Source organism: Bradyrhizobium sp. SZCCHNS30572, assembly GCF_032484415.1.
Classification (GTDB): domain Bacteria; phylum Pseudomonadota; class Alphaproteobacteria; order Rhizobiales; family Xanthobacteraceae; genus Bradyrhizobium.
On the sequence record NZ_JAUESY010000011.1, the window covers coordinates 185,687 to 211,322 of the forward strand.

General features: G+C 66.1%; 23 protein-coding genes and 1 riboswitch. Of the genes, 10 read left to right on the forward strand and 13 right to left on the reverse strand.

The genetic code is table 11. The features are described from left to right. Positions 1-9 precede the first annotated feature (9 nt). Entirely contained in the window at positions 10-408 is a 399-nt protein-coding gene (locus QX048_RS29885) for a hypothetical protein (RefSeq protein WP_315828223.1), read from the reverse strand. Between the two features lie 27 nt (positions 409-435). Continuing rightward, positions 436-660 carry a hypothetical protein gene (locus QX048_RS29890; RefSeq protein WP_315716053.1) on the reverse strand — a complete coding sequence of 75 codons (225 nt, stop codon included), beginning with the start codon at positions 658-660 and terminating at the stop codon, positions 436-438. A 100-nt stretch (positions 661-760) separates the two neighbouring features. On the opposite strand from QX048_RS29890, the gene QX048_RS29895 reads away from it, so the two are divergent. Beyond that, positions 761-1,579, forward strand: a complete 819-nt coding sequence (locus QX048_RS29895; protein WP_315716054.1) for a helix-turn-helix transcriptional regulator — start codon at positions 761-763, stop codon at positions 1,577-1,579. Between the two features lie 66 nt (positions 1,580-1,645). Continuing rightward, positions 1,646-2,311 (forward strand): DsbA family oxidoreductase, encoded by a 666-nt coding sequence (locus QX048_RS29900; RefSeq protein WP_315716055.1) that lies wholly within the window; start codon positions 1,646-1,648, stop codon positions 2,309-2,311. Here the strand turns inward: QX048_RS29900 and QX048_RS29905 are convergent. From QX048_RS29905 to QX048_RS29915, 3 genes are all read right to left on the reverse strand, one after another. Beyond that, positions 2,289-3,524, reverse strand: a complete 1,236-nt coding sequence (locus QX048_RS29905; protein WP_315828225.1) for a GNAT family N-acetyltransferase — start codon at positions 3,522-3,524, stop codon at positions 2,289-2,291. The two genes, QX048_RS29900 and QX048_RS29905, sit on opposite strands and share 23 nt — an antisense overlap. A 137-nt stretch (positions 3,525-3,661) precedes the next feature. After that, positions 3,662-4,708, reverse strand: coding sequence for an HD-GYP domain-containing protein (locus QX048_RS29910; RefSeq protein ID WP_315716057.1), 1,047 nt, complete (start codon positions 4,706-4,708; stop codon positions 3,662-3,664). Positions 4,709-4,916: 208 nt separating this feature from the next. Next, positions 4,917-5,339 (reverse strand): hypothetical protein, encoded by a 423-nt coding sequence (locus tag QX048_RS29915; RefSeq protein ID WP_315828226.1) that lies wholly within the window; start codon positions 5,337-5,339, stop codon positions 4,917-4,919. Between the two features lie 222 nt (positions 5,340-5,561). Here QX048_RS29915 and QX048_RS29920 point away from each other — a divergent pair, with 222 nt between their 5' ends. After that, positions 5,562-7,073 carry a caspase family protein gene (locus tag QX048_RS29920; RefSeq protein WP_315828227.1) on the forward strand — a complete coding sequence of 504 codons (1,512 nt, stop codon included), beginning with the start codon at positions 5,562-5,564 and terminating at the stop codon, positions 7,071-7,073. Positions 7,074-7,301: 228 nt separating this feature from the next. Beyond that, on the forward strand, positions 7,302-9,326 hold the full coding sequence (locus QX048_RS29925) for a pyrroloquinoline quinone-dependent dehydrogenase (RefSeq protein ID WP_315828228.1): 2,025 nt from the start codon (positions 7,302-7,304) through the stop codon (positions 9,324-9,326). Positions 9,327-9,341: 15 nt separating this feature from the next. Here QX048_RS29925 and QX048_RS29930 read toward each other — a convergent pair whose 3' ends face one another. Next, complete coding sequence (locus QX048_RS29930; protein ID WP_315716061.1) at positions 9,342-9,593, reverse strand: PilZ domain-containing protein; 252 nt, start codon at positions 9,591-9,593, stop codon at positions 9,342-9,344. A 144-nt stretch (positions 9,594-9,737) separates the two neighbouring features. Beyond that, positions 9,738-10,196 carry a PaaI family thioesterase gene (locus tag QX048_RS29935; protein WP_409977944.1) on the reverse strand — a complete coding sequence of 153 codons (459 nt, stop codon included), beginning with the start codon at positions 10,194-10,196 and terminating at the stop codon, positions 9,738-9,740. A gap of 260 nt (positions 10,197-10,456) precedes the next feature. Between QX048_RS29935 and QX048_RS29940 the strand changes: the two genes are divergently transcribed. Beyond that, positions 10,457-10,753, forward strand: coding sequence for a hypothetical protein (locus QX048_RS29940; protein ID WP_315716062.1), 297 nt, complete (start codon positions 10,457-10,459; stop codon positions 10,751-10,753). Positions 10,754-10,873: 120 nt separating this feature from the next. Beyond that, positions 10,874-11,119, forward strand: coding sequence for a hypothetical protein (locus QX048_RS29945; protein WP_315828229.1), 246 nt, complete (start codon positions 10,874-10,876; stop codon positions 11,117-11,119). A gap of 18 nt (positions 11,120-11,137) precedes the next feature. On the opposite strand, the gene QX048_RS29950 is transcribed toward QX048_RS29945, so the two are convergent. From QX048_RS29950 to QX048_RS29960, 3 genes are all read right to left on the reverse strand, one after another. Beyond that, the gene (locus tag QX048_RS29950; RefSeq protein WP_315828230.1) at positions 11,138-11,275 is read right to left on the reverse strand and encodes a hypothetical protein; all 138 of its coding nucleotides are present in this window, start codon (positions 11,273-11,275) and stop codon (positions 11,138-11,140) included. A 183-nt stretch (positions 11,276-11,458) separates the two neighbouring features. Then, positions 11,459-11,698: a DUF6894 family protein gene (locus tag QX048_RS29955; protein WP_012045383.1), complete on the reverse strand. Its 240-nt coding sequence runs from the start codon at positions 11,696-11,698 to the stop codon at positions 11,459-11,461. A 1,261-nt stretch (positions 11,699-12,959) separates the two neighbouring features. After that, a complete protein-coding gene (locus QX048_RS29960) occupies positions 12,960-13,253 on the reverse strand; it encodes a hypothetical protein (protein ID WP_315716194.1) in 294 nt (97 codons plus the stop codon). Positions 13,254-13,836: 583 nt separating this feature from the next. Here QX048_RS29960 and recA point away from each other — a divergent pair. Beyond that, complete coding sequence (recA, locus tag QX048_RS29965) at positions 13,837-14,931, forward strand: recombinase RecA (protein ID WP_315828231.1); 1,095 nt, start codon at positions 13,837-13,839, stop codon at positions 14,929-14,931. Positions 14,932-15,227: 296 nt separating this feature from the next. Then, positions 15,228-16,307, forward strand: coding sequence for a DUF1835 domain-containing protein (locus tag QX048_RS29970; RefSeq protein WP_315828232.1), 1,080 nt, complete (start codon positions 15,228-15,230; stop codon positions 16,305-16,307). On the opposite strand, the gene gcvP is transcribed toward QX048_RS29970, so the two are convergent. From gcvP to gcvT, 3 genes are all read right to left on the reverse strand, one after another. Beyond that, positions 16,286-19,159, reverse strand: coding sequence for an aminomethyl-transferring glycine dehydrogenase (gcvP, locus tag QX048_RS29975; protein ID WP_315828233.1), 2,874 nt, complete (start codon positions 19,157-19,159; stop codon positions 16,286-16,288). The two genes, QX048_RS29970 and gcvP, sit on opposite strands and share 22 nt — an antisense overlap. A 154-nt stretch (positions 19,160-19,313) precedes the next feature. Continuing rightward, entirely contained in the window at positions 19,314-19,679 is a 366-nt protein-coding gene (gene gcvH, locus QX048_RS29980; protein ID WP_315716067.1) for a glycine cleavage system protein GcvH, read from the reverse strand. A 9-nt stretch (positions 19,680-19,688) separates the two neighbouring features. Beyond that, entirely contained in the window at positions 19,689-20,837 is a 1,149-nt protein-coding gene (gene gcvT / locus QX048_RS29985) for a glycine cleavage system aminomethyltransferase GcvT (protein WP_315828234.1), read from the reverse strand. 145 nt (positions 20,838-20,982) lie between these two features. Then, positions 20,983-21,093: riboswitch (glycine riboswitch) on the reverse strand. Between the two features lie 181 nt (positions 21,094-21,274). Here gcvT and alaS point away from each other — a divergent pair. Both alaS and QX048_RS29995 read left to right on the forward strand, forming a co-directional pair. Next, complete coding sequence (gene alaS / locus QX048_RS29990) at positions 21,275-23,971, forward strand: alanine--tRNA ligase (RefSeq protein ID WP_315753149.1); 2,697 nt, start codon at positions 21,275-21,277, stop codon at positions 23,969-23,971. A 2-nt stretch (positions 23,972-23,973) separates the two neighbouring features. Beyond that, entirely contained in the window at positions 23,974-25,203 is a 1,230-nt protein-coding gene (locus QX048_RS29995) for a cyclic nucleotide-gated ion channel (protein WP_315828235.1), read from the forward strand. Positions 25,204-25,636 lie beyond the last annotated feature (433 nt).

Genomic DNA, 25,636 nt, shown 5'->3' on the forward strand with positions numbered 1-25,636 from the left:
CACCACCGGTCAGGCCGTGACCGCGGCGGTGCTCCGGCGCAAGCCCATATACTGCAATTCGGCGAATAGGCCAGTGCCCAGCGCCTGCACTGCGACGAAGATCTCGCCGAGCACGTTCGGTGCGACCAGGCCCGAAAACAGCAGTGCGATGCTGCCGACCGTCCACGCCGCATTGCCGCCGATGACCAGGACGATCAGCGGCCTCGGCGCCACCGGCCGCCAGCCCAGCCAGCCGACGAAGCTCGCGTAGACGACCAGGAACAGGCCGGTCTCGCGCAGCAGCGCGTCGGGCAGTTGCAGCAGCGCCGCCAGCGGCGAGGCGCCGAAGGTGAGCGCGAGCCCGGCAACGCCGCTGAAGGCGGCATCGGCGAGCAGAGCGCGGCGGAGCAGGGCGGACGAGGTGATCATGTCGGGTCTCCTTCGGTTGGGGGCGGTTCAACGGAACCAGGCCAGGAGCTGACGGCGCAGGCGCGCTGGGCGCAGCGAGCGCGCTGCTCTCGTCTCGATCGCGTACACCTGTGCAAAGACGAGGCTGCCCGTGACGTACAGCAGCGGTTCCGGCATGTTGAGCGAGCGCGCCAACAGCGATGTCGCGAGACCCGCCAGCCATTGGCTGGCGGCGGTGAAGGGAAGGGTCTCGAGATTGCGCTGCCTGCTCATCGTCATCTCCTGTGGTGAGGACGATGACCTGCGCCGGGAGGCATTTCGATTACCTGGCAGGTCATGGAGGTGCTGACGTCAGCGTGATAGGTCTTGGCTCATGAATGCACAGCTTGCTTCGGCGCGCGCCGACCGCGCCAGACCCGTTCATGTCGGCGAGCACCTGCGGCAATGGCGGCAGCGCCGGCATCTGTCCCAGCTCGATCTCGCGCTCGATGCCGAGATATCGGCGCGCCATCTGAGCTTCGTGGAAACCGGCCGCGCCGCGCCGTCGCGCGACATGGTCCTCAAACTGGCGGAGCGACTGGACGTGCCCCTGCGCGAACGCAACGTTCTGCTGGTGGCGGCCGGCTACGCGCCCGCCTTTCAGCAGCGCCCGCTGGATGATCCGGCGCTCAAGCAAGCGCGCGAGGCGATGAACCTCGTGCTCAAGGCCCACGAGCCCAACCCTGCGCTCGCGATCGACCGGCACTGGAACCTGGTCGCGGCGAACCGGATGATCGCGCCGCTGCTGTCCGGTGTCTCCGAGCGGCTGCTTGCGCCGCCCCTGAATGTGCTGCGCGTGGCGCTGCATCCGGAGGGGTTGGCGGCGCGGACGGTGAACCTTGCCGAATGGGCCGGCCATCTGCTGGAGAGACTGCACCGGCAATGCGAGGCAACCGCCGATGCCGGCTTGCTCAAGCTTTATGAGGAGCTGAAGTCCTATCCGATCCCCGCGCGATCGGCGCCGCTCGCGGCCGACAGCGTCGCGATCCCGTTGCGGCTTCGGGTCGGCGATGATGTGCTGAGCTTCTTCTCGACGACGATGGTGTTCGGCACGCCGGTCGATATCACGCTGTCGGAGCTGGCGTTGGAGACCTTCTTTCCGGCCGATGAGCTCACCGCGCTCAGGCTGAAGGAGATGGTTACCTCGCCGTGACCCCGCTTGTGTTGGCCGTGCGCGGGTTTATCTTGGGCGCAGCCATGGGAACCCGGAGGCACGCACATGAGCACCTTGAAGCCGCTGATCATCGATGTCGTCTCCGATGTCGTCTGTCCCTGGTGCTACATCGGCAAGAAGCGCATCGAGGAGGCGCTGAAGCTCGTGCCTGACGTGCCGGTCGAGGTGAACTTTCGGCCGTTCTTCCTCAATCCCTGGGTGCCGCGCGAGGGCATCAGCCGCGAGCAGTACCTCACGACCAAGTTCGGATCGGTTGAAGCCTACAAGGGCATCGCAGGCCGCGTGGTCGCGGCCGCGGAGCAGGAGGGGCTGAGCTATCATCCCGATCGTGTCGCCCGTCAGCCCAACACGATCGATTGTCATCGCCTGATCCGCTGGGCCGGCGAGATCGGCAAGGCGCCCGAGATGAAGCAGCGGCTGATGGAGTTGTATTTCCGCGACGGCGGCGATCTGACCGATGTCGAGGTGCTGGTACAGGCCGCAGCGGAGTGCGGGCTCGATGCCGAGGTGGTCCGCAAGATGCTGGCGACCGACGAGGATGTGGCGCTGGTCTCGGCCCAGGCGCAGGAGGCCGCAGAGAAGGGCATCTCCGGAGTGCCGACCTACGTCTTCGCGCAGAAATACGCCGTCTCCGGCGCGCAGGATCCGCAGATGCTGGCGCGCGCCATCCGGCAGGTGTCGGCGGAGGTCAACGCCGAGGCGGCTGAGTAGTCGGCCGGCGCTTTCGGATGGCGCGGACCGCGTGCACGGCGCGGCGTGCCACGGCGAGGCCTTCGCGTCGCGCAGTCAATGCGCCGTGAATAAGCTCGACGACCGGATCGCGCGTATAGAGCGGGATAATCACGTCGCCGATGGCAAGGCGTTCGCGCCAGATCGGGTTGATCATGGGATGGTCGGGACCGGCGGTGGAGTCGGCGGCGTTGATCTTCGGATCCGCGCAAAGGTGCCGCGTCAGGTCGAGCGTCAGCTGGACACCGGGCGAGTATTTCGCGAAGCGCTCGTCGACGCCGAGCTTGAAGAAAAAGGCGCGATCCTGATGCCGCAATACGACGCCTGCGGCGACGGTGGTGTCGCCCGCGATGAGGCTGATGATCTCGCAGGCCTCGTGCTGTGCCAGCGCCGGTGCAGCGCGTCGGATGAACGCCGCGTCGCCGTCGTGCTGGATCAGCGCAGTGCCGCGACGCCCCTTCCAACCGCTCGCCTCCAACACCAGAAAAGTCTCCAGCGCAGTGGAAACGTCGCCGGGAGAGCGCGCGACCTCGAAGCGGACGTCGCCATGCTCGGCCAGCCGATGACGCAGGCGGCGCAACTCCTTCAGCTTTTTGGCGCCGAGCGCATCATGCAGCACCGTGTCGGCGTCCCCGCTCGCATCGAGCAGGGCCCGGTCATAGGATTGCAGCACGCGCGGGCGCAGATCCACGCGACGAAGCGCCGCCTCGAACGCCTGCATCACGGAGCCTGCCAGCGACATGTCTCGCAGCAGCAGGGCGCGCGCGCCTGTTCGTCGCGCAGCGTCGAGCAGTTGCGCCGCAGCCCGCTCCGCGCTCCTTCTGTCGAGCAGCGGCGTGCACAGCGTGCCGTAGGGATGGCCGCTGGCGAGCGCGGGCAGGGGAAGCTTGCAGGCATGCCATAGAGAGGTCGTGGGCATCAGGCCGATGAGACGCGAGGGCTGATCGTCATCCCATGCGCACAGCGCCGATGTTCCGGTGCGGCCGCGTGCCGTGGCGTTCACCGCGCGTTCCCAGCCGGGCAGGTAATAGCCGTTCGGCTCCCGCGCATGCTCCGCCAGATCCTGCCACGCCTGCGGTGAAACGGTATCGAGCGGCACCAGGTCAGCGGCGCGCACGCGTTCGAGCGGACCGGCCTGCTGGTTCCTTGCCGTCGATGAAGCAGTCGCAATCGCGCGATCGATGATCTCGGCCACGTCCCGATGGTCCCCTCGCGGCGCGGACAACCCACACCGCGCGCGACACTAGCGCAAAGCTGACAAGAGACACTTGCCGTTGGCAGACAATTCGAATCGATGCGTTAACGGCCGGTTCAGCACGTCGCCTGATGCGGTCAGCGGATCAGCGCCACCTCGCGGAAGGCGCCGATCAGCGGCTTCTCGAGCTTGCCCTCCATCCCCCGGAGGATCTCGTAGGCCTTCTCGCGCGTCATCATCGGCTTGTAGCTGCGGTATTCGATCAGCGCCGAGAAGATGTCGGAGATGGTGAGGATGCGCGTCAGGTCCGGGATGCTGTCGGCCATCAGCCCATCGGGATAGCCGCTGCCGTCGAGAAATTCGTGATGGTTGCGCACCGCCTTCAGCACTTCGTCGGTGATCGCTGCGTTGTCCTTCAGTGCATCGTAACCGGCCACCGGATGGGTTTCCACCAGCGTACGTTCCTTGACGTCGAGCCGGCCCGGCTTGTCGAGAATGGTGAGCGGGATCTTGGCCTTGCCGATGTCGTGGAACATCGCGGCCATGTAGAGACGCTCCAGATCCGAACTGTGGACGCCGAGGCTCAAGCCGAAATCCACGGTGATGCCGGTCACGAGCAGGCAGTGTTGATAGGTGCCTTCGTGATGGCGGCGAACGGTGGCAAGCCAATCGGACAGACCGTTTTCCGCTATACAGTCGGCGATTCGCTTGCCCGCCCGCCGGGTCTCCTCGACGTCGATCGCTGCACCGCCCAGCACGGCTGCAAACATCGAGGCGATGCAGGACGCGCCGGCAAATGCGGCCTGTCGGTCGTCGACCGCGATGCTCTTGGCCGCAGAACCGGGACGCACATCGAGCAGCTTTCCGAGCAACTGATTGCGGCTCGGCGTGCTCGACAATACACTTGTCGCACCGAGCGCATAGGCCTGGACCGTTGACAGACGGGATTTGTTGTTGGTCAGGAAGATCCGCCGCGGAATACGCGAGAGCCGCTCCGAGATCTCCTTCAATGCGGTGATGTTGTCGACGTGGCGCAGATCGGCGGCCACGACGATCGCGTCGATGTCGCCGCCTTTGAAGTCGGCATCACCGATCAGTTCAGATGTGAGCGAGCAGCGTTCGGCCAGCATGCCGCGAAGCATAGCGAGCTTGGCCGTGTCATCGCCGACGAGGTGAACGTTCATGGAAAACCAGGTCCAGGGTCATTCCGCGTTTAGGCCCCGATGTTCCGCAGGAATTGTTAAATTTGAGCCATTCGTTCGCTGTGCGGTTGCGGATTTGCGTTAGCTAAGAACTAACAATCTGCGACCGGTGCGGTAGCCCGTTCCTGTACGCCCACCGACAGGGCGAGTTCCAGCCGACGTGGCCGATCCAGCTTGTCTTCGGAGGGAATTACTTCGTCGGCAGGACGGCTTTGTAATCTTCAGAAACACAGTCGTCGCCGGTCGCCGCGCGCCGCCGGTCGATGATCTCGTTGTGCCTGATCAAGAGCCGATAGGTCTGGCGCCGGAGCGCGGTCCCACTGGCGGATATGATCTGAGCCCGCACGCAGGCGGTCCATGTATCGCCGGCATCGGCATGTCGGGCGGATGTTGCCTCGACATCACGTGGCAGCGTCGTTGCGACGAAGATCATGTCGAGATTCTTGCGCACGAGAAGCGCGACATCTGGCGCGGCTTCGGGCTGCGGCGGCTCGGGCGCCTTGGCCCGCATGAAGGCCGGCAGGCGCGCATTGCTGTCGGCGGCGCAGCCGATCAGGAGCAGGGCCGAGAGCAGCCCCGAGAGCAGCCCCACGCGTGACGCAATCCGCCGCATGCCGCATCGTCCCCCATTGCGGCGCGCACGCTAGCGAGAGATCGCGGCATTGCTGCGGGAAACTCGTGCAGCAACGATGTCCGGTCGCGGCCGGCGGCAGTCATGCGCGCGCGAACGGCGCCGGCCGTCCGGCATCGTGCTCACCGGATTGTGCTCGTCGGGATGAACCGGGCCGCGAACCGGCTCGACCAACAGGCACGCCATGAGCAGATTGGAGATCCCATGTTTCGGCACGCTCTCAGGGCTGCATTGCTCGCCGGCGGCCTGTTTGCCGGCCTTGCTCCCGCATTGGCTGAAAGCAGCAGGCTGGCGCTGGTGATCGGGCAGTCGGCCTATCGTTCGGTGACGCCGCTGCCGAATCCCGCCAACGACGCCAAGGCAATGGCGAAGATGCTGGGTGAAGCGGGGTTCGACGTGACGACCGCCGCCGATCTGTCGCAGCGGGACCTCAACAGGGAGGTCGGCGACTTCGCCGCCAAGATCGCGGCCAAGGGACCCGACACGGTGGCGCTGGTGTTCTATGCCGGCCACGGACTGCAGATCGATGGCGAGAACTATCTCGTACCCGTGGACGTCGATCCGCGACGTGAAGCCGACATTCCGCTGCAGGCCGTGCGTCTCAACGATCTCCTGAACACGCTCAATTCGGTGCCGAGCCGGATGCGAATCCTGCTGCTCGATGCCTGCCGCAACAATCCGTTTCCCGCCATCAGCCAGAACGCGGGCCGTGGCCTTGCGCTGGTCGACACAAAGACGGGAGCGCCGGGCACCTTCCTGTCCTACTCGACCTCGCCCGGCGCGGAAGCCGAGGATGGCACCGGCGCCAACAGCCCCTATACCACCGCACTGCTGCAGGCGGCGCGGGAGCCGGACCTTCCCATCGAGCAGGCGTTCAAGCGCGTGCGCGTTGCGGTGAACAAGGTCACCGAGGGCCGGCAGACGCCGTGGGATTCGTCGTCCTTGACGGAGGATTTTCGCTTCGTCGGGTCGGCGGATGGGGGCGCTGCCAATGCCGGCCCGCGGCCGGTCGTCGCCAAGCGCAGCGTCGACGAATGGAAGCGCAGCCTGGAGGGCAAGCCGATCGAGGCCGCCAACGAAATCATCGTCGGCGACGGCAGCGTCGAGGCGTATGAGGCCTTCGTGACGCTCTACACCGCGCCGCCCTATGGCCCGCAGGCGCGCGAATGGCTCGACCTCCACAACAGGATGGCAGCCTGGAACGAGGCGGTGCTGATCAATACGGTGGCGTCCTATCAGGGCTTTCTCGACCGCTATCCGAACAGCGACCTGACCCCGACCGCGCGCAAGCTGATCGAGCGCCTGCGCAACCGGCCCGTGGTGACGCCGGTGGTGGCGGCCGCCAATGCAGCGACCCCGGCCGCCACTTCGGCAACCCTGCCGGTCGTGCCGGCCGTTGCCGCGGCAGGCCCGACCTGCCCATGCTCGCAGACGCCTCCGCCGGCTCGGAAGTCTGAGACGCCGAAGCGGGTCGAAGAGAAGCCGGCGAGGAAGCGCGACGAGGACCCTCCCAAGCGCGCCGGCCGCACGCCCCGACGCGACCCTGACGACGATGTCGTCGTCTACGCGCCACCGCCTCCGCCGCGCGCGTATTATGGACCGCCGGTGCGCGTGGTGCCGCCGGTCAGTATCGGGATCGGCATCGGCGGCGGCTATGGCGGTGGCTATGGGCGGGCACCTCAGAACTATCCGACACGGCGCGGCTATGGCTACTGAAGCTGGCTGACGTCTGCGCATCGATGTGGCCGCCCGCAAGGGCGGCCACTGATGTTTGGCGGGGGACGTCCGTTCGGGTCATCCTCTCGGTTCTGCCATTCGTCATCGCTCCTCACCACTCGTCCCGCGGATGCCGCCGCCCGTCCCATCCTGCTCGATCCGCCCGCGAAGGCTGCTTTCATCGTCCCGGTGCGTCGCTTCGGATGCAGTCTGCGGGAGGGAAGGGTCATGTCGTTGCGTCGAGCAGGTGTTTGCGCGGTCCTCGTCGGGAGCCAGTTGACGGTCGTGCCGGCCCTTGGCTGGCAGCACTGGGGCGGCGATGCCGGTGGAACGCGGTTCTCGCCGCTGGCGCAGATCACGCCTTCCAATGTCGATCGGCTGGTGCCTGCCTGGGACTATCACACCGCGGATCTGCAGCGCCGGCCGCCCGCGGCAGCCTTGCGGACCAAGTTCGAGGCGACGCCGATCCTGGTCGAGGACAGCCTGGTGTTCTGCACGCCGTTCAATGAGGTGGTCGCGCTCGATCCCGGCACCGGCGTGCAGCGCTGGCGTTTCGATCCCAAGGTCGGTGACGGGCGGCGCCCGGCCAATCGCTATGCCTGCCGCGGCGTTGCCCATTGGGTGGACGAGCGGGCGCCGGCCGGCGCGGCATGCCGCAGCAGGCTGTTCATGGGCACGGTCGATGCTCGCCTGATCGCCCTCGACGCGCAAACGGGACAGCCCTGCGCCGGCTTTGGATCGGACGGCGAAGCGCGGATCGACATTTCCAAGGATCTGCTATGGCCGGGCGAGTTCCAGATCACCTCGGCGCCGGTGGTGGGCGGGGGTGTCGTGGTGGTCGGCTCATCGATCGGCGACAATGTGCGGGTCGATGCGCCCAAAGGCACGGTCCGCGGTTTCGATGCGCGCACCGGCGCGCTGCGTTGGAGTTTCGATCCGTTGATCCATGACGGCATCGCGGCGGGACATGCGAACGTCTGGGCGCCGATGTCGGTCGACGAGACGCGCGGCCTCGTCTTCCTTCCGACCTCGTCGCCCAGTCCGGATTTCTTCGGCGGTGCGCGTCCGGGTGACAACCGGCATGCCGATTCCGTGGTCGCTTTGCGGATTGAAAGCGGCGAACTGGCCTGGTCGTTTCAGACCACGCACCACGACGTCTGGGATTACGATCTGCCGGCGCAGCCGACGTTGGCCCTAATCGATGCCGGGCAGGGGGCGCGTGACGTCGTCATACAGCCGACCAAGCAGGGCTTCGTGTTCGTGCTCGACCGCGACACCGGCGCGCCGGTCTGGCCGGTGGAGGAGCGCGCAGTGCCGCAAGGCGCCGCCGAGGGTGAGGTTCTATCACCGACGCAGCCATTCCCGACCCATGTGCCGCCGCTGCTCGATCAGCGCTTCGCAGCGGATGATATTTTCAGGGCCGTGCCGCGCGTCCTGGATTCCTCCTGCGACGATCAGCTCGCGCCATTGCGCAATGAGGGTTTGTACACGCCGCCCACGATCCAGGGCACGTTGCTGTTTCCGATGACCGGCGGCGGCGTGAACTGGGGCGGGGCGGCGTTCGATCCCGTCCATCAGATCCTCTACGCCAATGTCAGCCGTGCCATCCACATCGTCCGGCTGATCCCGCGTGCGGAAGCTGACGGGATGACGCCGCCGCGTGGTGTCGATGTCGGGCTGCAGCGCGGGTCGCCGTTCGCGGTGACGCGGGTGGTCGCCATGTCCAAGCTCGGCCTGTTGTGCAACCGGCCGCCATGGGGCGAAATGGTCGCGGTCGATCTCAAGGCCGGCAAGATCCTGTGGCGCTCGACCGTCGGTACCACCGAGGATCGCGCACCGCTCGGGCTGGCGTTCAAATGGGGCACGCCGCTCGTCAACGGCGTCGTGGTCACAGCCGGCGGCCTCGTCTTCACCGGCGCAATGGACGCCTATCTGCGCGCCTTTGATGCTGTCTCAGGTCAGGAGCTCTGGCAGGGCCGGTTGCCCGCGCCGGGCGTCGCCAATCCGATGACCTATGAATGGAAGGGCGAGCAATTCGTGGTGACCGCAGCCGGCGGCCATTCGGAGGCGGGAACGTCGCTCGGCGACAGCGTCGTGGCGTTTCGGCTGGCGCGCGATGGCGAAGGGCCCTCGCTGTGGTCACGGACGATTGATCGTCCGGGCGGACGGTTCGCCGCCGGCTCCCTGCTCGCGGCCGGGGTGCTGGCCGGCCTGTTGGTGGTGTTGTGGCGATGGCGCCTGCGGTGGGTCTAGCCCGCCGCGCCGCTATCAGTCGAATGCCACGCCGATCCGCTTGTCGTGGCTCCAGACTGCGTGGCAGCGCCGCGTGAATTTGTCGGCCGGGATCACCAGCGTGAAGGCTTCGGGCAGACCGACCGGACTGACCACCTCGACCCTGGCGCCGGTGTCGGACATGTTGCGGACCATGCAATCGACCGCGCCGCCGCCGTCGAATGCCAGCCTGCCCTGCTTCAGCACCCGATGCCTCGGTGCAATGCGCTTGTCACTCGTCTCGCTCATGGCCTGTATTCCGGTGCCGGACGGCGTCACCTTTCGCGTCAAAAGCACCTAAAATAAATCAGGCTCGCGTTTCGATCAGATGAATCCGGCGTGCGAAGCCCGGGCCCTCGCCTTCACGTTTCGTTAACCCGGCCAGGCCGCGGATCAGAGCATCGCGAAGGCGCTCGACACCATGGCCACTGGCTTGCCATCGCCGGCGCTGGTCAGTGTGACCCGGCCGAAGCTCATGGTGCGGCCCATCCGCACCACGCGCGCATCGGCCATCACGTCGGCGGAGGCAATGGCGCGCATGAAATGCGTGGTCTGGTCGACAGTGGTCATCGGCCGGTAGCCGCCGCTGGCGGTGACCATCCCGATCACCATCGCGGTATCGGCAAAAGCCATCAGCGCCTGGCCGCAGACGACGCCATTGTCGCGGCAGAGCCGCGGCGAAAACGGCATGCGCAGGATGGCGCCGGCTTCGCCCTGCGGAGACGGCGCGATGTCCTCGACGATCAAGCCAAGATCCTTGATCCAGGGCGCGAACACGTCATCGAGGATGCGCCTCGCGTCGTCGGTGGTGAAGTTCAGGGTCTCGTTCGGCACGCGCGGAGGTCCTTCCATGATCGTGTCATCGACGTGTCTTGGCATCGACTTGCCTCGCCGCGATCGGCGGAGCTGCCGGAATGTTGCCGCAGAGCGGCGGCTTGAAAAGGCCGGAGTTGGAAAACTATGATGATGGCCTGCCGTGGAACAGACGGGAGGTGCGCGCAGACGATGCGGCCGTGAACATCCCGACCTGCGCTCCACCGTTCCGGCACAGTGCCGCGGGCTTGGCGCATGGCGAAGCGATGGTATAAGGCGCCTATACCGGGGAGTAACCAATGAAGAAGCTGATCGTGACGATGGCGGTCGCCGTGCTGGCCGGCTGGGCGGTGCCCGCAATGGCGCAGATGCCCAACATCAACCTTCTCGCCGACGGTCCCTCCAAGTCGCCCGAGGAGAAAGAGGCCGAAGCGGCGCGGGAGCAGGCCTACAGGGACACCATGCGCAAGATTCCGGACGCCAAGACGAGCACCGATCCCTGGGGCAACGTCCGGGCGGCGGAGCAGCCCAAGGCGGCGCCTGCCATGAAGACCACCGCGGCCAAGAAGCCGAAGGCTGTCGGCAGCACCAACTGAGATTTATCGCGCTCGGGTCGGGCGGGCTCTGACCCTTCGGGGCCCATTTGCCGATTGCGGACTCGGATTCCTCGCGGCCCCGTCTATATTGACGGTGTGGCAGCGCGTTGGAGTTCGTCGATGGGGATGCGCCCCCGGGACATTGCCAGCCGGATGGCGGCCCGGCGCCAGAAGGGCGCCGTGGGGGCTCGCGACGGCTACGTTCGCGACACGTTCACGCTGCCGCGCGAGCAAGCGCGCGCCAAGGCCCGTGACTATCTGACCCGCTATCCCAAGGCCGGCTACATGAGCGCGGTCGAAAGCTGGCGCGAGCTTCCCGATGGGGCCATCGAGTTCACGATGCGACGGCTTCCCAGCGCCGATTGAACGATTGCCGCGAGCGCCTCATTCCTTTTCGCCAAGAAGCTTGCGTGTATCGCGATTGATGAAATGAAGCCGCGTGCAGGCCTTGCAGACCACGGTTTCATAGGAGCACGTGGGATCGCCCGGCTTCGGCTCTTCCAGCCAATGCTGCACGTTCATCCCCGTTCGCGGACATTTGAAGATCAGATTACCCATACAAATTTAAATGTCTGCCAAGATGCAGACAGGCATTTTGATCTCGATCAAGTTCGGCTGCCGAAATGACGCGCAGTCAACCTCGTTGACTGCAATCTTAGGTTGCGTCTTTCGCCTGCGACGATCCACAAGAGGTGTGGCGAGCCGTCAGGCCTGATCCAGCGACTCGGCGACGATCCGGATGCGGAAGACCGGCTGCCTTGCCTCGTCGAGCAGCTCCATCTGCCATTCGGAGTTTTCGGCGAGCTTGCGCGAGATGCTGCTGGCCATGTCGGCACAGACGGTGGTCATCTCTTTCCAGGCTGCATTGCGGTCGGCGCACTCGGTCCCATACTCGGACGCGCCTGAGAAGTGGCCGTTGCGGATACGAAAGAAATAGAGCGGCATTGCCAAAACCGGTGAGCCCTGACCGCCCCAGGCCGCTGGGTTTGATGTACGCACCACAAATGGAAGCGCAAAACCCACTCGGATCAATTCCGGTAAAATACGGTCGGTCGCGCTGATCGCTTCGGTTAGGCTGATTGCCGTTGGTGATGTGCGGCGCAACCGGACGAATCGCGGGCCAACGAATGAGCCTCGGACCGCTGCGGTCCGAGGCTCGGCGTCAACGTCGTAGCTTCCCAGCGAGGGCAGTTCGGCAGTGACACGATTAAATTAGTGCGAAATCTGTAGGCGTGCCTTGCGTCAGATCAAGGTTGCAATCTCGATCGGCCGCCGTGGGACGCGCACCTGGCTGTGGTCGAAGATCCGTTCCGGCACGACTGTCAGTCGGTAGGCGATCTGCGTCGCGCCGTCGACCATTTCCAAGAGTTCATCGCAGGCCGGACAACGCCTCTCTCCCGCGGCGTCTTGCTGCGAGTGAAGCTCGATCCTTTGAAGGCCGGCCCTGCAGGACGGGCACGTCACGTCATTTGTTGTCATCGCCAATATGAAGCGCAACGCACGCGATCCGTTCCCCGACATCACGACAATGACGGAGGGAGATGCATCCCGAGCGGAGCTATCAACGTCGAAAGCCCCGGACGTCGTCCGGGGCTTTCTTTCGGCGCGGATGGTTTCAGGGCCGTGCGCCTACGTGTGACGGAGCCTGCAAGTGTCGGAGCTGGCAGGCTGCAAGGGATCGGTCGACGGCACACCAAAGGCGATACACTAGAGGATGTGCGGCGACCATCATCGCAACGAACAAACAAATCCGGGGCTGATCAAAAATCTGCTCAGACGTACGACAACCACGATTCTATAACGCAACCCAAAGTTTATGACAATGGTTTGTGGCTTGAAGATGTCGTGAGCGCCGGCGCGCGTGATGCGGATCACGCGGGTTTTTTCCGGGCCATTCCTCGGGCCGGCATGAGGAGCCGCGCCAATGGCGCGCTAACGCATCCTTGGGCAGGGTCCGACACGGGGGCGTCCGAGGTTCGTCGCTTCATCTGTCGTCCGTCATATGGTGGCCGTCGAGTGCTTGCACGCCACGTGATGCGGAACCTGATGGCCGGCCGCCGCTTGCGCGCGGCTGCGCGTCTGCATCGAAATCGTGCGCCTGCACGCACGACGAGCCGAACAAAAGCAGAAGAGGCGATGGAACTTCGTTCCTCTCAGGAGAACCACGGAATGTGCGATCTACGCACGCGTGTAGGAGTTGGTAGTTTCAAGGAAAAGACCTGACAAGCACGATCGGTCCAACGATTGCGGCGTTGAAGTCGGCGAGGTCTTCGCTGGGAATCCAGTACTCGCGATGCTTGCGGCCGCCGGCCTCGCGCACCTCGTAGGTGTCGATGAAGCCTCGCAGGATCGCAAAGCGCAGCACGTGGCCGGCGCCGCTCGCCGGCACGTTCCAGTCCCGTGCGATCTTCACGGCATAGTCCTCGGTCAGCACCGGGTAGAAGATCGGCTGCTCCGGAAGGCGCGGCGGAAACGCACGCATGCCCGACGCCTCGATCAAGGCAAGCTCCTTTGGGCCGACAGGGCGCCACAGCGTGAGGGTCTGTTCGTTGTTGGATCCGGTCATGCTGGTTCCGAAAATTGGAAGCAGTCTGCGAGGCTCACAGAGAAGGACCAGCAGGATGATGGGACACGGCCGAGACGACAATAACAATTTATAGTTGGGTCGGCGTCTGCCGCTGGTGCGGGAGATGAGGTTGGAGCGCTCGGACAGTTTGGTTTTAATCCGCGTGATCGCCGGTCGGCGGCTGCGCCGCTCGCGCGCATGGCTTCCGCCTCCAGCTGGAATCGGGATCCCTTCGCAGTCGCCGTCATCCAGCATCCCGCATGCCGTACTTCGCTTCCGGGCGCGCTGATCGGGCAGCGCTCCCTCGCTGGTGCTCGGTGCACCGCGCGCCGGCCCTCGGCCTTCGAGCGGCAGGCGTGTCTCCCGCGGGTTGTCAGGGGTTTGTGAAAGAGAGGTGTGAATGTCGAGAAGAACATATTGCGAACAAAGAACGGATAGAGTACATTCACCTCAAGATTGCTGGCCGACCTCGTTAACCGTTTGTCCATCCCGCGAATCCCCGCCATAAGGAGCGCCAATGTCCGCCACCGCCCTGCGTATCGTCGAAGGTTCCTCCATGGATAAGAGTAAGGCGCTCTCCGCTGCGCTGTCCCAGATCGAGCGTCAGTTCGGCAAGGGCTCGGTGATGAAGCTGGGCAAGAACGACCGTTCGATGGATGTCGATACGGTGTCCAGCGGCTCGCTTGGGCTCGACATCGCGCTCGGCATCGGCGGTCTGCCGAAGGGCCGCATCGTCGAGATCTACGGGCCGGAATCCTCGGGCAAGACCACGCTGGCGCTGCACACGGTGGCGGAAGCGCAGAAGAAGGGCGGCATCTGCGCCTTCATCGATGCCGAGCATGCGCTCGATCCGGTGTATGCGCGCAAGCTCGGCGTGAACATCGACGAGCTTCTGATCTCGCAGCCGGATACGGGTGAGCAGGCGCTGGAGATCTGCGACACCCTGGTGCGTTCCGGTGCGGTCGACGTGCTGGTGGTCGACTCCGTGGCGGCGCTGGTGCCGAAGGCCGAACTCGAAGGCGAGATGGGCGAGTCGCTGCCGGGCCTGCAGGCCCGCCTGATGAGCCAGGCTCTGCGCAAGCTGACGGCCTCGATCAACAAGTCCAACACGATGGTGATCTTCATCAACCAGATCCGCATGAAGATCGGTGTGATGTACGGCTCGCCGGAGACCACCACCGGCGGCAATGCGCTGAAGTTCTATGCTTCGGTCCGCCTCGACATCCGCCGCATCGGCGCGATCAAGGAGCGTGACGAGGTGATCGGCAATTCCACCCGTGTGAAGGTGGTGAAGAACAAGCTGGCGCCGCCGTTCAAGCAGGTCGAGTTCGACATCATGTATGGCGAGGGCGTCTCCAAGATGGGCGAGATCCTCGATCTCGGCGTCAAGGCCGGCATCGTCGAGAAGTCCGGCGCCTGGTTCTCCTACGATAGCCAGCGTCTCGGGCAGGGACGTGAGAATTCGAAATCGTTCCTCAAGGCCAATCCGGACATGACCGCCAAGATCGAAGCCGCGATCCGCCAGAACTCCGGCCTGATCGCCGAGCAGATCCTGGCCGGCAACGCCGAGCGCGACGCCGACGCCGACGGCGAGGAGCCGGCGGAGGAGTAGAGGTAAGACGGCAGCGGGTGCCGTGGACGTTGCGTTGCCGACGCTCCGGCGCCCGTTTGCAGATGTGTGGTGTTCTGCCGAAATCTGGGGTTGCTGCATGATCGAATGCAGTGAGCCTGAATTCCGAGCGCCGGATACGATCTTCAGCGCGAATAGTCGAAAGCGCGTGCGCGGGCGAGCGGACCGGATCCGCGCGGCGGCACCGACATTTCCGACACCAGTCCTGGGCGCCGGGAGCCGATCGCGAGCGTGTTGATAGCGTCTTGAGCCAATCAGGTCGTGCCGGAGCCAACAGCATGACGCGTTTGATTCTAGCGGCCGATGATCCCAGCGCCGGAGCGCTTCGGAGAGGCGGCTTTGCCGACCTGGTGGTGCCAATTCTCCATCGTTTCGTATGGGGATCGTTGCCATCAGATGCCGAGTTATCGGCTTATCTCGTCCAGCGCGCCGCGCGACCGAAGCGCGGGCATTGGTTGGATTTCGCCTCGCGTGGCGACTTCATGGCGGTCGGCGGGCGGAGTCAGAGTTTTCTCGAACTTGTCGACCGTTGCGATAGCGTCGAGCTGTGGATGGGGACCCGTCCGAACGACCAGTTGGTGCTGATCTGGCTCTTGGACTATCTGCGCCATCACGCGGAGATCGCGACGAAGATCGTATTGCGGCATGTCGATGTCCCGCTATCCGATGCCCCGGCCGGGCGACTCGCCGGTCGGGCCATTGCCGGCGTAGAGCTTGCGCGTGAGCATCTCGATTTGGGCCATCTGGCATGGCAGGCGTTTCGGGCGCCCACGCCGCAAGCCTGGTTCGATCTGTTGAAGCAGGATCTCAGTGCACTGCCGCAGCTTCGCCGCTGCGTGCAGGAGATGCTCGATGAGCTTCCTGGTGTTGCGACGGGCCTGGGAGCATCGGAGCTGAGAATCCTCGAATTGCTGTCAGCCGGCTATCAGCACCCATTCGACCTGTTGCCGCATCATCGGGATCGCTTTCAACGCCGCGTTTATGACTATTGGGAGGGAGGCGCGTTGCTCGACGGTCTGGCACTGGCGCCGGCGCCGGCAATTTCGGGCCTCGCCGAACGGCCGTTCTCGGTCGAGATGCACGACAGCCGTGAACGCCTCGAGCGCTACAAGGCGAGCACGCTGTCGCTGACGCCGCTCGGCAAGGCGATCCTGGCCGGCGAGGAGGATTTCAGCAGCCATAATCCGATCCGGCGCTGGTGGGGCGGCACCGAATTGATCAACGCCAATCTCTGGCGTTGGCATGCGGTGCTCATCGCTCCGGATCCCGGCACGCCTCACGTCATTGATTGTCGCGAGCCGTGGCGCCCGATCCACTGGAACATGCGTGAGGAGGCTTACTCCGCCGCCTGGGCGTAGTCCGCCACCGGCGGGCATGAGCACACCAGATTGCGGTCGCCGTAGACGTTGTCGACGCGGCCGACCGGACACCAGTACTTGTCGGTGCGCGAGGTGCCCGCGGGGAAGCAGCCCTCGCTGCGCCGGTAGGCCCTGTTCCAATCGTCGTCGGCGATGTCGTGCACCGTGTGCGGCGCGTGGCGCAGCGGCGAGGCCTCGATTCCGAAGCGGCCCTGTTCGACCTCGGCGATCTCCTTCCGGATCGCGATCATGGCGTCGCAGAAGCGGTCGAGCTCCGCCTTGGACTCCGATTCCGTCGGCTCGATCATCAAGGTGCCCGCCACCGGGAAGCTCATGGTCGGCGCGTGGAAGCCGTAGTCGATCAGCCGCTTGGCGATGTCGTCGACGGTGACGCCGCTGCTCTGCTTGAGCGGCCGCGGGTCGATGATGCATTCATGCGCGACGCGGCCGCGCTCGTTGCGGTAGAGCACCGGAAAATGCGCATCGAGCCGCGCCGCGACGTAGTTGGCGTTGAGGATCGCAATCTCGGTGGCGCGGGTCAGGCCGTCGCCGCCCATCAGCAGCATGTAGATGTAGGAGATGGTCAGGATCGAGGCCGAGCCGTAGGGGGCGGCCGAGACCGGCCCGATCGGATGCGCGCTCGCGCCGTCGGTCGCGGGGTGACCGGGCAGGAAGGGCGCCAGATGCGCCTTCACGCCGATCGGGCCCATGCCCGGGCCGCCGCCGCCATGCGGAATGCAGAAGGTCTTGTGCAGGTTGAAATGGCTGACATCGGCGCCGTAATCGCCGGGTCTGGCGAGGCCGACCTGCGCATTGAGGTTGGCGCCGTCGAGATAGACCTGTCCGCCGTGGGCATGGACGACGTCGCAGATGTCGCGGATGTGCTCCTCGAACACGCCATGCGTCGAGGGATAGGTGATCATGATGGCGGCGAGCTTGGCGCTATGCGCTTCCGCCTTGGCCTTGAGATCGGCGAGATCGACATTGCCGCCTGCATCGCAGCCGACCACGACCACCTCCATGCCGGCCATGTGCGCCGAGGCCGGGTTGGTGCCGTGGGCGGAGGAAGGAATCAGGCAGATGGTGCGATGGCCCTCGCCGCGGGCGGCGTAGTAGCCGCGGATCGCCAGGAGGCCGGCATATTCGCCCTGCGCGCCCGAGTTCGGCTGCAGCGACACCGCGTCATAGCCGGAGATCCGGCACAACCAGTCGGTCAGATCGGCGAACATCGTATGATAGCCGGCGGCCTGCGCGCGCGGCACGAACGGGTGCAGGCTGGCGAATTCCGGCCACGTCAGTGGAATCATCTCGGTCGTCGCGTTCAGCTTCATCGTGCAGGAGCCGAGCGGAATCATCGCGCGATCGAGCGCGAGGTCGCGGTCCGCGAGCTTGCGCAGATAGCGCAGCATCTCGGTCTCGGAGCGATGCGCGTGGAACACCGGATGGGTCAGGAACGGCCGCTGCCGCTTGAGCTCGGCCGGCAGAGCCTCGCGCGCTTCCGCCTCGATCGTCGTGTAGGAGAGCTCGCCGCCGAAAGCGCGCCAGACGGCTTCGACGACATCGGCCGTCGTGGTCTCATCGAGCGCGATCCGCAGCCTGCTGCCGTCGCGCCCGAGATTGATCCGCTCGCCTTCCGCGCGGGCGATGATCGACTCGGACTTGGCGCCGGCCTCGACGGTGACCGTGTCGAAGAAGGCCTCGCTTTCCGGCGCAAAGCCGAGCTTGCGCAGCCCTGCAGCCAGCACCGCGGTCCGCCGATGCGCGGTGCGGGCGATCGCCTTCAGCCCGTCGGGGCCATGATAGACCGCGTACATCGCGGCAATCACCGCCAGCAGCACCTGCGCCGTGCAGATGTTCGAGGTCGCCTTCTCGCGGCGGATGTGCTGCTCGCGGGTCTGCAGCGCCAGCCGATAGGCGGGAGCCCCGCGTGAATCGACGGAGAGGCCGACGATGCGGCCGGGCAGCGACCGCTTCAGCGCATCGCGCACCGCCATGTAGGCCGCATGCGGTCCGCCATAGCCCATCGGCACGCCGAAGCGCTGCGCCGAGCCGATCGCGATGTCGGCGCCGAGTTCCCCCGGCGAGGCAATCACGGTCACCGCCAGCAGGTCGGCGGCGAGGATCGCGAGCGCGCCCTTGTCATGCAGCTTGGCAATCGCGGCGCGCGGATCGCGCAGCGCGCCCGTCGTGTCCGGATATTGCAGCAGGCCGCCGAACACCTCGGTGCCGTCCAGATCCTCGGCGGGGTCGCCGACGATCAGCTGCCAGCCGAGCGGCTCCGCGCGGGTGCGCAGCACCGCCAGCGTCTGCGGATGCACGTTCCGATCGACGAAGAACGCCTTGGTCTTCGCCCGCGCCGAACGCTCGGCCAGAGCCATCGCTTCCGCCGCCGCCGTGGCCTCGTCGAGCAGCGAGGCGTTGGCGACGTCGAGCCCGGTGAGATCGCAGATCATGGTCTGGAAGTTGAATAGCGCCTCCAGCCGGCCCTGGCTGATCTCCGGCTGATAGGGAGTGTAGGCCGTGTACCAAGCCGGGTTCTCCAGGATGTTGCGCTGGATCACCGCCGGCATGAGCGTGCCGGAATATCCCTGGCCGATCAGCGAGGTGAAGACCTGATTCCGTGCGGCGAGTGCGCGCATGTGTGACAATGCTTCGGGCTCGCTCAGCGCCGGCTCGAGGGTGAGCGGCGCCGTCTGCCGGATCGTGCCGGGTAGCGTCTGCGCCATCAGCTCCGCCACGCTCTTGGCGCCGACGGTCTCCAGCATCGCCGCGACGTCGCGCGGCGAGGGACCGATATGGCGGCGGGCGAAGCTGGTGGCGGCATCATCGAGCGGCTTGAGCGGCGTGGTCATGAGCAAATCCTCTATGCCTCGTCATGCCCCGCGACGGCGGGGCATCCAGTAAACAGCGACGGCGAGATCGGCAGACCGTAGCCCGGGCGAGCGCAGCGACCCGGGACCGCCGGTCCCGCATCGCTCCGCTCATGCGGGCTACGCACCGCGCGTCTCACGCCGTATGCGCCTTGTAGGCGGCCTCATCCATCAGGCCGCCGAGTTCGCCCCGGTCGGCGATCTTGAGCTTGAAGAACCAGGCCTTGCCGCCGGCGTCGGTGTTGACGAGCGCCGGCTCGTCGACGATCGCCTGGTTGACCTCGACCACCTCGCCGGTGATCGGCGCGTAGACGTCGGAGGCGGCCTTGACCGATTCGACCACGGCGGCGGCTTCCGACTTCTTCAGCGCGCGGCCGACCTGCGGCAGCTCCACGAACACGACGTCGCCGAGTTGGGCCTGCGCATAGTCGGTGATGCCAATGGTGGCTGTGTCGCCATCGATGCTGAGCCATTCATGGTCGGAGGTGTAGAGCGTGGTCATGGACGTCCTTCAGCGCTTGTAGGTGTTGGGAACGAAGGGCATGGCGGCGACGCGCAGCGGCAGGCGTTGGCCGCGCACATCGGCGAACAATGGGGTGTCGAGCGCAGAGAGAGTGGTCGGCACGTAACCCATCGCGACCGGAGCATTCAGCGTCGGGCCGAAGCCACCAGAGGTGACCTGGCCGACCGGCTCGGCTGAATCGGCCGACGCGAACAGCGCAGCTCCCTCGCGCACCGGCGCGCGGCCCTCGGGCCTCAAGCCGACGCGGCGGCGTGTCGCACCGCCATCGAACTGGGCAAGGATCTTGTCAGCGCCGGGGAAGCCGCCGGCGCGCGTGCTACCGCTGCGGCGGACCTTCTGCACCGACCACTCCAGCGCGGCCTCGACCGGGGTCGTCGCCGTGTCGATGTCGTGGCCATAGAGACAGAGCCCGGCCTCGAGCCGCAGGCTGTCGCGGGCGCCCAGTCCGATCGGCAGCACGTCCTTGTCCGACAGCAGCGCTTCGGCGAGCTGCTCGGCCTTGGCGGCGGGAACGGAGATCTCGTAGCCGTCCTCGCCGGTGTAGCCGGAGCGCGAGACGTAGCAGGCGAGCCCGTCGACCGTGCGCGGGCCGGAATCCATGAAACGCATGCCCTCGGCATCAGCGCAGAATTTTGCCAGCACGCTCGCGGCCTTCGGCCCCTGCAACGCCAGGAGTGCCCGGTCGTTCAGCGGCTGCACCTCGCAGACGTCGGACAGCCCGTCGCGCAGCAGCTCGATGTCGGCGTCCTTGCAGGCGGCGTTGACCACCAGCACCAGGTGCTCGCCGAAATTCGCCACCATCAGGTCGTCGAGGATGCCGCCGTCGGCGCTGGTGAACTGGGCATAGCGCTGCCGGCCCGGGGGAATGCCGATGACGTCCTGAGGCACCAGCCGCTCGAGCGCGGCTGCGGCGTCGGCGACTTTGCCGGATTTCGGCACCAGCGCGACCTGGCCCATGTGAGACACGTCGAACAGCCCGGCCGCGCTGCGGGTATGGAGGTGTTCCTTGAGCACGCCGGGCGCGTACTGCACCGGCATCTCATAGCCCGCGAAGGGCACCATCTTGCCGCCAAGGCTGACATGCAGCGCATGGAGCGGCGTTCGCTTCAAAAAAGGGGGGGCAGCCGGTTCAGCCATCGATCAGGGATCCTCGCGCGGTTCCTCGGGACCAGTCCCGAAAAACGCCACCGAAGCCCCATCTGTCGCTGTGCCTGAGAGTATTATCCCGTCGGCGGACGCGTCCCGGTCAAAACCGGACAAGCGTCTCTTTCCAGATGCAGTTGCAGTCGCGAGGGTCCTTTTGCCTGAGAGTTTCCGGGGCGGTTGCTCCTTCGGCGCCGACCCTTGACGTTCAACCAGAACCTCAAAGGCCAGTCTCTCCCGACGCGACTGTCGTCTATGTCCGGGACCAAACACCAGCCCGCGCAAGCTGTCAACGCGTCACGGCGGCTTTCAACCAGCTTTAGGAGCCGTGCAGCAAGCCCATGATGTTTCTGCACAGTTTCTGGACACGCGAAGTCGCCTTGTCTAAAAGCATTGCCGCCGAATTCCCGGACTTCTTCGATTGGATTGCTATGAGCGGCGTCAACGAGATCAGGTCGACCTTCCTCAATTTCTTCGCTGCGAACGGCCATGAGATCGTGCCGTCCTCGCCGCTCGTGCCGCGCAACGACCCGACCCTGATGTTCACGAACGCCGGCATGGTGCAGTTCAAGAACGTCTTCACCGGCGTCGAGAAGCGGCCCTACAACCGCGCCACGACGTCGCAGAAATGCGTGCGCGCCGGCGGCAAGCACAACGATCTCGACAATGTCGGCTACACCGCCCGGCACCACACCTTCTTCGAGATGCTCGGCAACTTCTCCTTCGGCGACTATTTCAAGGAGAACGCCATCGAGCTCGCCTGGAAGCTCGTCACCAAGGAGTTCGGCCTCCCGAAGGACAAGCTGACCGCGACCGTCTACATCGATGACGACGAAGCGTTCGGGCTCTGGAAGAAGATTGCCGGCCTGCCGGAATCGCGCATCATCCGGATCGCCGGCTCGGACAATTTCTGGCAGATGGGCGACACCGGCCCGTGCGGCCCGTGCTCGGAGATCTTCTACGACCACGGCGACAAGATCTGGGGCGGCCCGCCCGGCTCGCCGGAGGCCGATGGCGATCGCTTCATCGAGATCTGGAACCTCGTGTTCATGCAATACGAGCAGCTCGAAGGCGGGGTGCGCAATCCGCTGCCGAAGCCGTCGATCGACACCGGCGCCGGCCTGGAGCGCGTTGCCGCGGTGCTGCAGGGCAAGCACGACAATTACGACATCGACCTGTTCGTCGCCCTGATCCGCGCCATCGCCGACCTCACCAATGCCGACCCGCAGGGCCCGCAGAAGGCGTCGCTCCGCGTCATCGCCGACCATTTGCGCGCCTCGTCGTTCCTGATCTCGGACGGCGTGCTGCCCTCGAACGAGGGCCGCGGCTATGTGCTGCGCCGGATCATGCGCCGCGCGATGCGCCACGCGCAGTTGCTCGGTGCCCGCGAGCCCTTGATGCACAAGCTGGTCGGCACGCTCTCGCGCGAGATGGGCCAGGCCTATCCGGAGCTGATCCGTGCCGAGGCGCTCATCAAGGAGACGCTGCGGCTCGAAGAGACCCGCTTCCGCAAGACGCTGGAGCGCGGGCTGGCCATCCTCGACGAGAAGTCGGCCTCGCTCTCGAAGGGTGACATGTTCGACGGCGACGTCGCCTTCACCCTGTACGACACCTACGGCTTCCCGCTCGATCTCACCCAGGACGCGCTGAAGTCGCGCGGCATCAGCGTCGACCAGGCCTCCTTCACCGACGCCATGGACCGCCAGCGTGCCAAGGCGCGTGCGGCCTGGGCCGGAAGCGGCGAGGCTGCGACCGAGACCGTCTGGTTCCCGCTGCGCGAGAAGCTCGGCGCCACTGAGTTCCTCGGCTATGAGACCGAGACCGCCGAAGGCGCGGTCACCGCGCTGGTCAAGAACGGTGCCGAGGTCGACAGCCTCAAGGCCGGCGAGAGCGGCGTCATCGTCCTGAACCAGACCCCGTTCTACGGCGAGTCCGGCGGCCAGGTCGGCGACACCGGCCTCATGACCGGCGACGGCGTCCGCGTGCGCATCACCGACACCCAGAAGAAGGCTGGCGACCTGTTCGCGCACATCGGCACCGTGGAGCAGGGCACGCTCAAGCTCGGCGCGGCGCTGCAGCTCGACGTCGACCACACCAGGCGCTCGGCGATCCGCGCCAACCACTCGGCGACCCACATCCTGCACGAGGCGCTGCGCCAGGTGCTCGGCGACCACATCGCCCAGCGCGGCTCGCTGGTTTCTCCGGACCGCCTGCGCTTCGACTTCGTCCATCCGAAGCCGATCACCCCGGAAGAGCTCGCCCGCGTCGAGGACATCGCCAACGACGTCGTGCTCGAGAATGCCGAGGTTACGACCCGCCTGATGGGGCTCGACGATGCCCGCGAGGCCGGCGCCCGCGCGCTGTTCGGCGAGAAATATGGCGACGAGGTCCGCGTCGTCTCGATGGGCAACGCCGCGCGTGATCACGGCAATAACGCCCAAGGTTCTAATACATTGGGCTGGTCGGTCGAGCTGTGCGGCGGCACCCATGTCAGGCGCACCGGCGACATCGGCCTGATCGCGGTCACCTCGGAGAGTGCGGTGGCGTCCGGTGTCCGCCGCATCGAGGCGCTGACGGCGCGCGGCGCCCGTGCGCATGCCAACCACAACCTCTCGCTCGCCAAGGCGGCGGCGGCCGAGCTGCGCACCACGGTCGAGGACGTGCCGGCGCGCATCACCGCGCTGATGGAGGAGCGCAAGAAGCTTGAGCGCGAGCTGTCGGACGCGCGCAAGAAGCTCGCGATGGGCAGCGGCACCTCGATCGGCAATGGCTCGCCTGCTGCCGGCGTCCGCGACGTCGGCGGCGTGAAGCTGATGGCGCGCGCGGTCACCGGCATCGAGATGAAGGATCTGAAGTCGCTGGCCGACGACGCCAAGAAGCAGCTCGGCTCCGGCGTGGTCGCGCTCGTCGCAACCTCGGAGGACGGCAAGGCCGGGGTCGTGGTCGGCGTCACCGCCGATCTCACTTCGCGTTTCAATGCGGTCGACCTCGTGCGGGCTGCGTCCGAGGCGCTCGGCGGCAAGGGCGGCGGCGGCCGTCCCGACATGGCCCAGGCCGGCGGTCCCGACGGCTCCAAGGCGGAGGCTGCGCTGGCCGCGATCGAGAGCGCGATCAGCAAGGCAGGCTGACCGTGCCGACGCTCGGGCCGGGCGAGAGCGTTCGCGATCCCGATCTGCGCGACCGGCTGTACGAGCTGCTCGAGCACGACCATCTGCCGAGCACGCACGGCTCGCGCGTCGTCCAGTTCATCGTGCTCGTCATCACGCTCGACGTGCTGGCGGTGGTGCTGGCCTCCGACCCGGACATCGCGGCCGCCATTGGCGGATTGCTGCGAGCGATCAAGGTCTGTTCGCTGATCGTGTTTGCCGCGGAGTATGTCGCTCGGCTCTGGAGCGTGGCGGGGCACATGCCGCGGCGCCAGTCGCCGCACCGGGAGCGGCTCGCCTACGCCTTGTCAGCGCTCGGCCTGATCGATCTCCTGTCCTTCGTGCCGGCCGCGATTGCGCTCGTGCTCGGCGACCGCAGCCTGGAAGCGGTGTGCATCGTGCTGCCGTTCCTCAAGCTGGTGCGCTATTCGCCGGCGCTGCGCTCGCTGCTGTCGGCGGTGCAGGCCGAGCGGCGCATCCTGATCGGCTGCCTCGTCATCCTGGCCGGCGCGGTGCTGCTGTTCGCCTCGCTGCTCTATGCGGTCGAGCGCGACGTCCAGCCCGACAAGTTCGGCACCATCCCGCACGCGATGTGGTGGGCGATCGTGACGCTCGGCACCGTCGGCTATGGCGATGTCGTGCCGGTGACGCCGCTCGGCCGCATCATCACGGTGTTCGCGATCATCTGGGGCTTCGCCATGATCGCGCTGCCGGTCGCGATCATCTCCACCGCGTTCGCCGAGGAGATCAAGCGGCGCGACTTCGTCGTCACCTGGGGCATGCTGGCGCGGGTGCCGCTGTTCTCGCATCTTTCGGCGTCCGAAATCGCCGACATCATGCGGCTGCTGCGCGCGCGCACGATCGAATCCGGCGAGGTGCTGGTGCGGCGCGGCGATGCCGCCTCCTCGATGTATTTCATCACTGCCGGCGAGGTCGAGATCGAGCTGCCGACGCAATGCGTCAAGCTCGCCGACGGCACGTTCTTCGGCGAGATCGCGCTGCTGCACCGGACCAAGCGCTCGGGCACCGTGACGGCGACGCGCAAGACCCGGCTGCTGGTGCTCGACGCGCAGGATTTCCATGCGCTGATCGCGCGGATGCCGGCGCTCGCCGCGCATGTCCGGACCATCGCCAAGGCGCGCATGGCCGATTCCGGCGACCTCGCCCTTGCCGAGCTGTCGCAGGCCGAGCACGACGACCAGACGGACGAGTAGGGGCTGCGCGCGGATTCCGTACGTCGTTGGCGACGGCAGGCGCGCGTCTCATTCCATCTTCCAACGAGTCAAACAGCCGGGCGCGCGCGCACCATCCCGCGGCGCGATTGCACCCAGGAGATGCGGAAGACGTCCGCCCTCGAGAGTGATGAGGGCGCAGGGAATGCCGGGTGAGGGCCTCACCCATGGCCCGCCTGCGGAAAAAAATGCAGGCGGCAGGTACCACAGGCAAAGCCGGTTCATCCGGCATTCCCTGCGCGGCGGTTTTAACGCTTATACGCGATCTCCTCGGTGCACCGGGCTTGTTGGCCACCGTGCGCGACGACGCGCTTCTCGCTCGCCGCCGCGGGGACACCAGCTTCGGGGTGTCAGGACCACGCGACTTCACGTCCGCGAGCGCATCAATCGTCCGCGCATGAAGCGCGCTGATGCC

What these genes read in the sequence shown, in the direction of transcription:
- QX048_RS29885 (WP_315828223.1), bottom strand. Translation starts at nt 408, where the DNA reads ATGATCACCTCGTCCGCCCTGCTCCGCCGCGCTCTGCTCGCCGATGCC.
- QX048_RS29890 (WP_315716053.1), bottom strand. Translation starts at nt 660, where the DNA reads ATGAGCAGGCAGCGCAATCTCGAGACCCTTCCCTTCACCGCCGCCAGC.
- QX048_RS29895 (WP_315716054.1), top strand. Translation starts at nt 761, where the DNA reads ATGAATGCACAGCTTGCTTCGGCGCGCGCCGACCGCGCCAGACCCGTT.
- QX048_RS29900 (WP_315716055.1), top strand. Translation starts at nt 1,646, where the DNA reads ATGAGCACCTTGAAGCCGCTGATCATCGATGTCGTCTCCGATGTCGTC.
- QX048_RS29910 (WP_315716057.1), bottom strand. Translation starts at nt 4,708, where the DNA reads ATGAACGTTCACCTCGTCGGCGATGACACGGCCAAGCTCGCTATGCTT.
- QX048_RS29915 (WP_315828226.1), bottom strand. Translation starts at nt 5,339, where the DNA reads ATGCGGCGGATTGCGTCACGCGTGGGGCTGCTCTCGGGGCTGCTCTCG.
- QX048_RS29920 (WP_315828227.1), top strand. Translation starts at nt 5,562, where the DNA reads ATGTTTCGGCACGCTCTCAGGGCTGCATTGCTCGCCGGCGGCCTGTTT.
- QX048_RS29925 (WP_315828228.1), top strand. Translation starts at nt 7,302, where the DNA reads ATGTCGTTGCGTCGAGCAGGTGTTTGCGCGGTCCTCGTCGGGAGCCAG.
- QX048_RS29930 (WP_315716061.1), bottom strand. Translation starts at nt 9,593, where the DNA reads ATGAGCGAGACGAGTGACAAGCGCATTGCACCGAGGCATCGGGTGCTG.
- QX048_RS29935 (WP_409977944.1), bottom strand. Translation starts at nt 10,196, where the DNA reads ATGGAAGGACCTCCGCGCGTGCCGAACGAGACCCTGAACTTCACCACC.
- QX048_RS29940 (WP_315716062.1), top strand. Translation starts at nt 10,457, where the DNA reads ATGAAGAAGCTGATCGTGACGATGGCGGTCGCCGTGCTGGCCGGCTGG.
- QX048_RS29945 (WP_315828229.1), top strand. Translation starts at nt 10,874, where the DNA reads ATGGGGATGCGCCCCCGGGACATTGCCAGCCGGATGGCGGCCCGGCGC.
- QX048_RS29950 (WP_315828230.1), bottom strand. Translation starts at nt 11,275, where the DNA reads ATGAACGTGCAGCATTGGCTGGAAGAGCCGAAGCCGGGCGATCCCACG.
- QX048_RS29955 (WP_012045383.1), bottom strand. Translation starts at nt 11,698, where the DNA reads ATGCCGCTCTATTTCTTTCGTATCCGCAACGGCCACTTCTCAGGCGCG.
- recA (WP_315828231.1), top strand. Translation starts at nt 13,837, where the DNA reads ATGTCCGCCACCGCCCTGCGTATCGTCGAAGGTTCCTCCATGGATAAG.
- QX048_RS29970 (WP_315828232.1), top strand. Translation starts at nt 15,228, where the DNA reads ATGACGCGTTTGATTCTAGCGGCCGATGATCCCAGCGCCGGAGCGCTT.
- gcvP (WP_315828233.1), bottom strand. Translation starts at nt 19,159, where the DNA reads ATGACCACGCCGCTCAAGCCGCTCGATGATGCCGCCACCAGCTTCGCC.
- gcvH (WP_315716067.1), bottom strand. Translation starts at nt 19,679, where the DNA reads ATGACCACGCTCTACACCTCCGACCATGAATGGCTCAGCATCGATGGC.
- gcvT (WP_315828234.1), bottom strand. Translation starts at nt 20,837, where the DNA reads ATGGCTGAACCGGCTGCCCCCCCTTTTTTGAAGCGAACGCCGCTCCAT.
- alaS (WP_315753149.1), top strand. Translation starts at nt 21,275, where the DNA reads ATGAGCGGCGTCAACGAGATCAGGTCGACCTTCCTCAATTTCTTCGCT.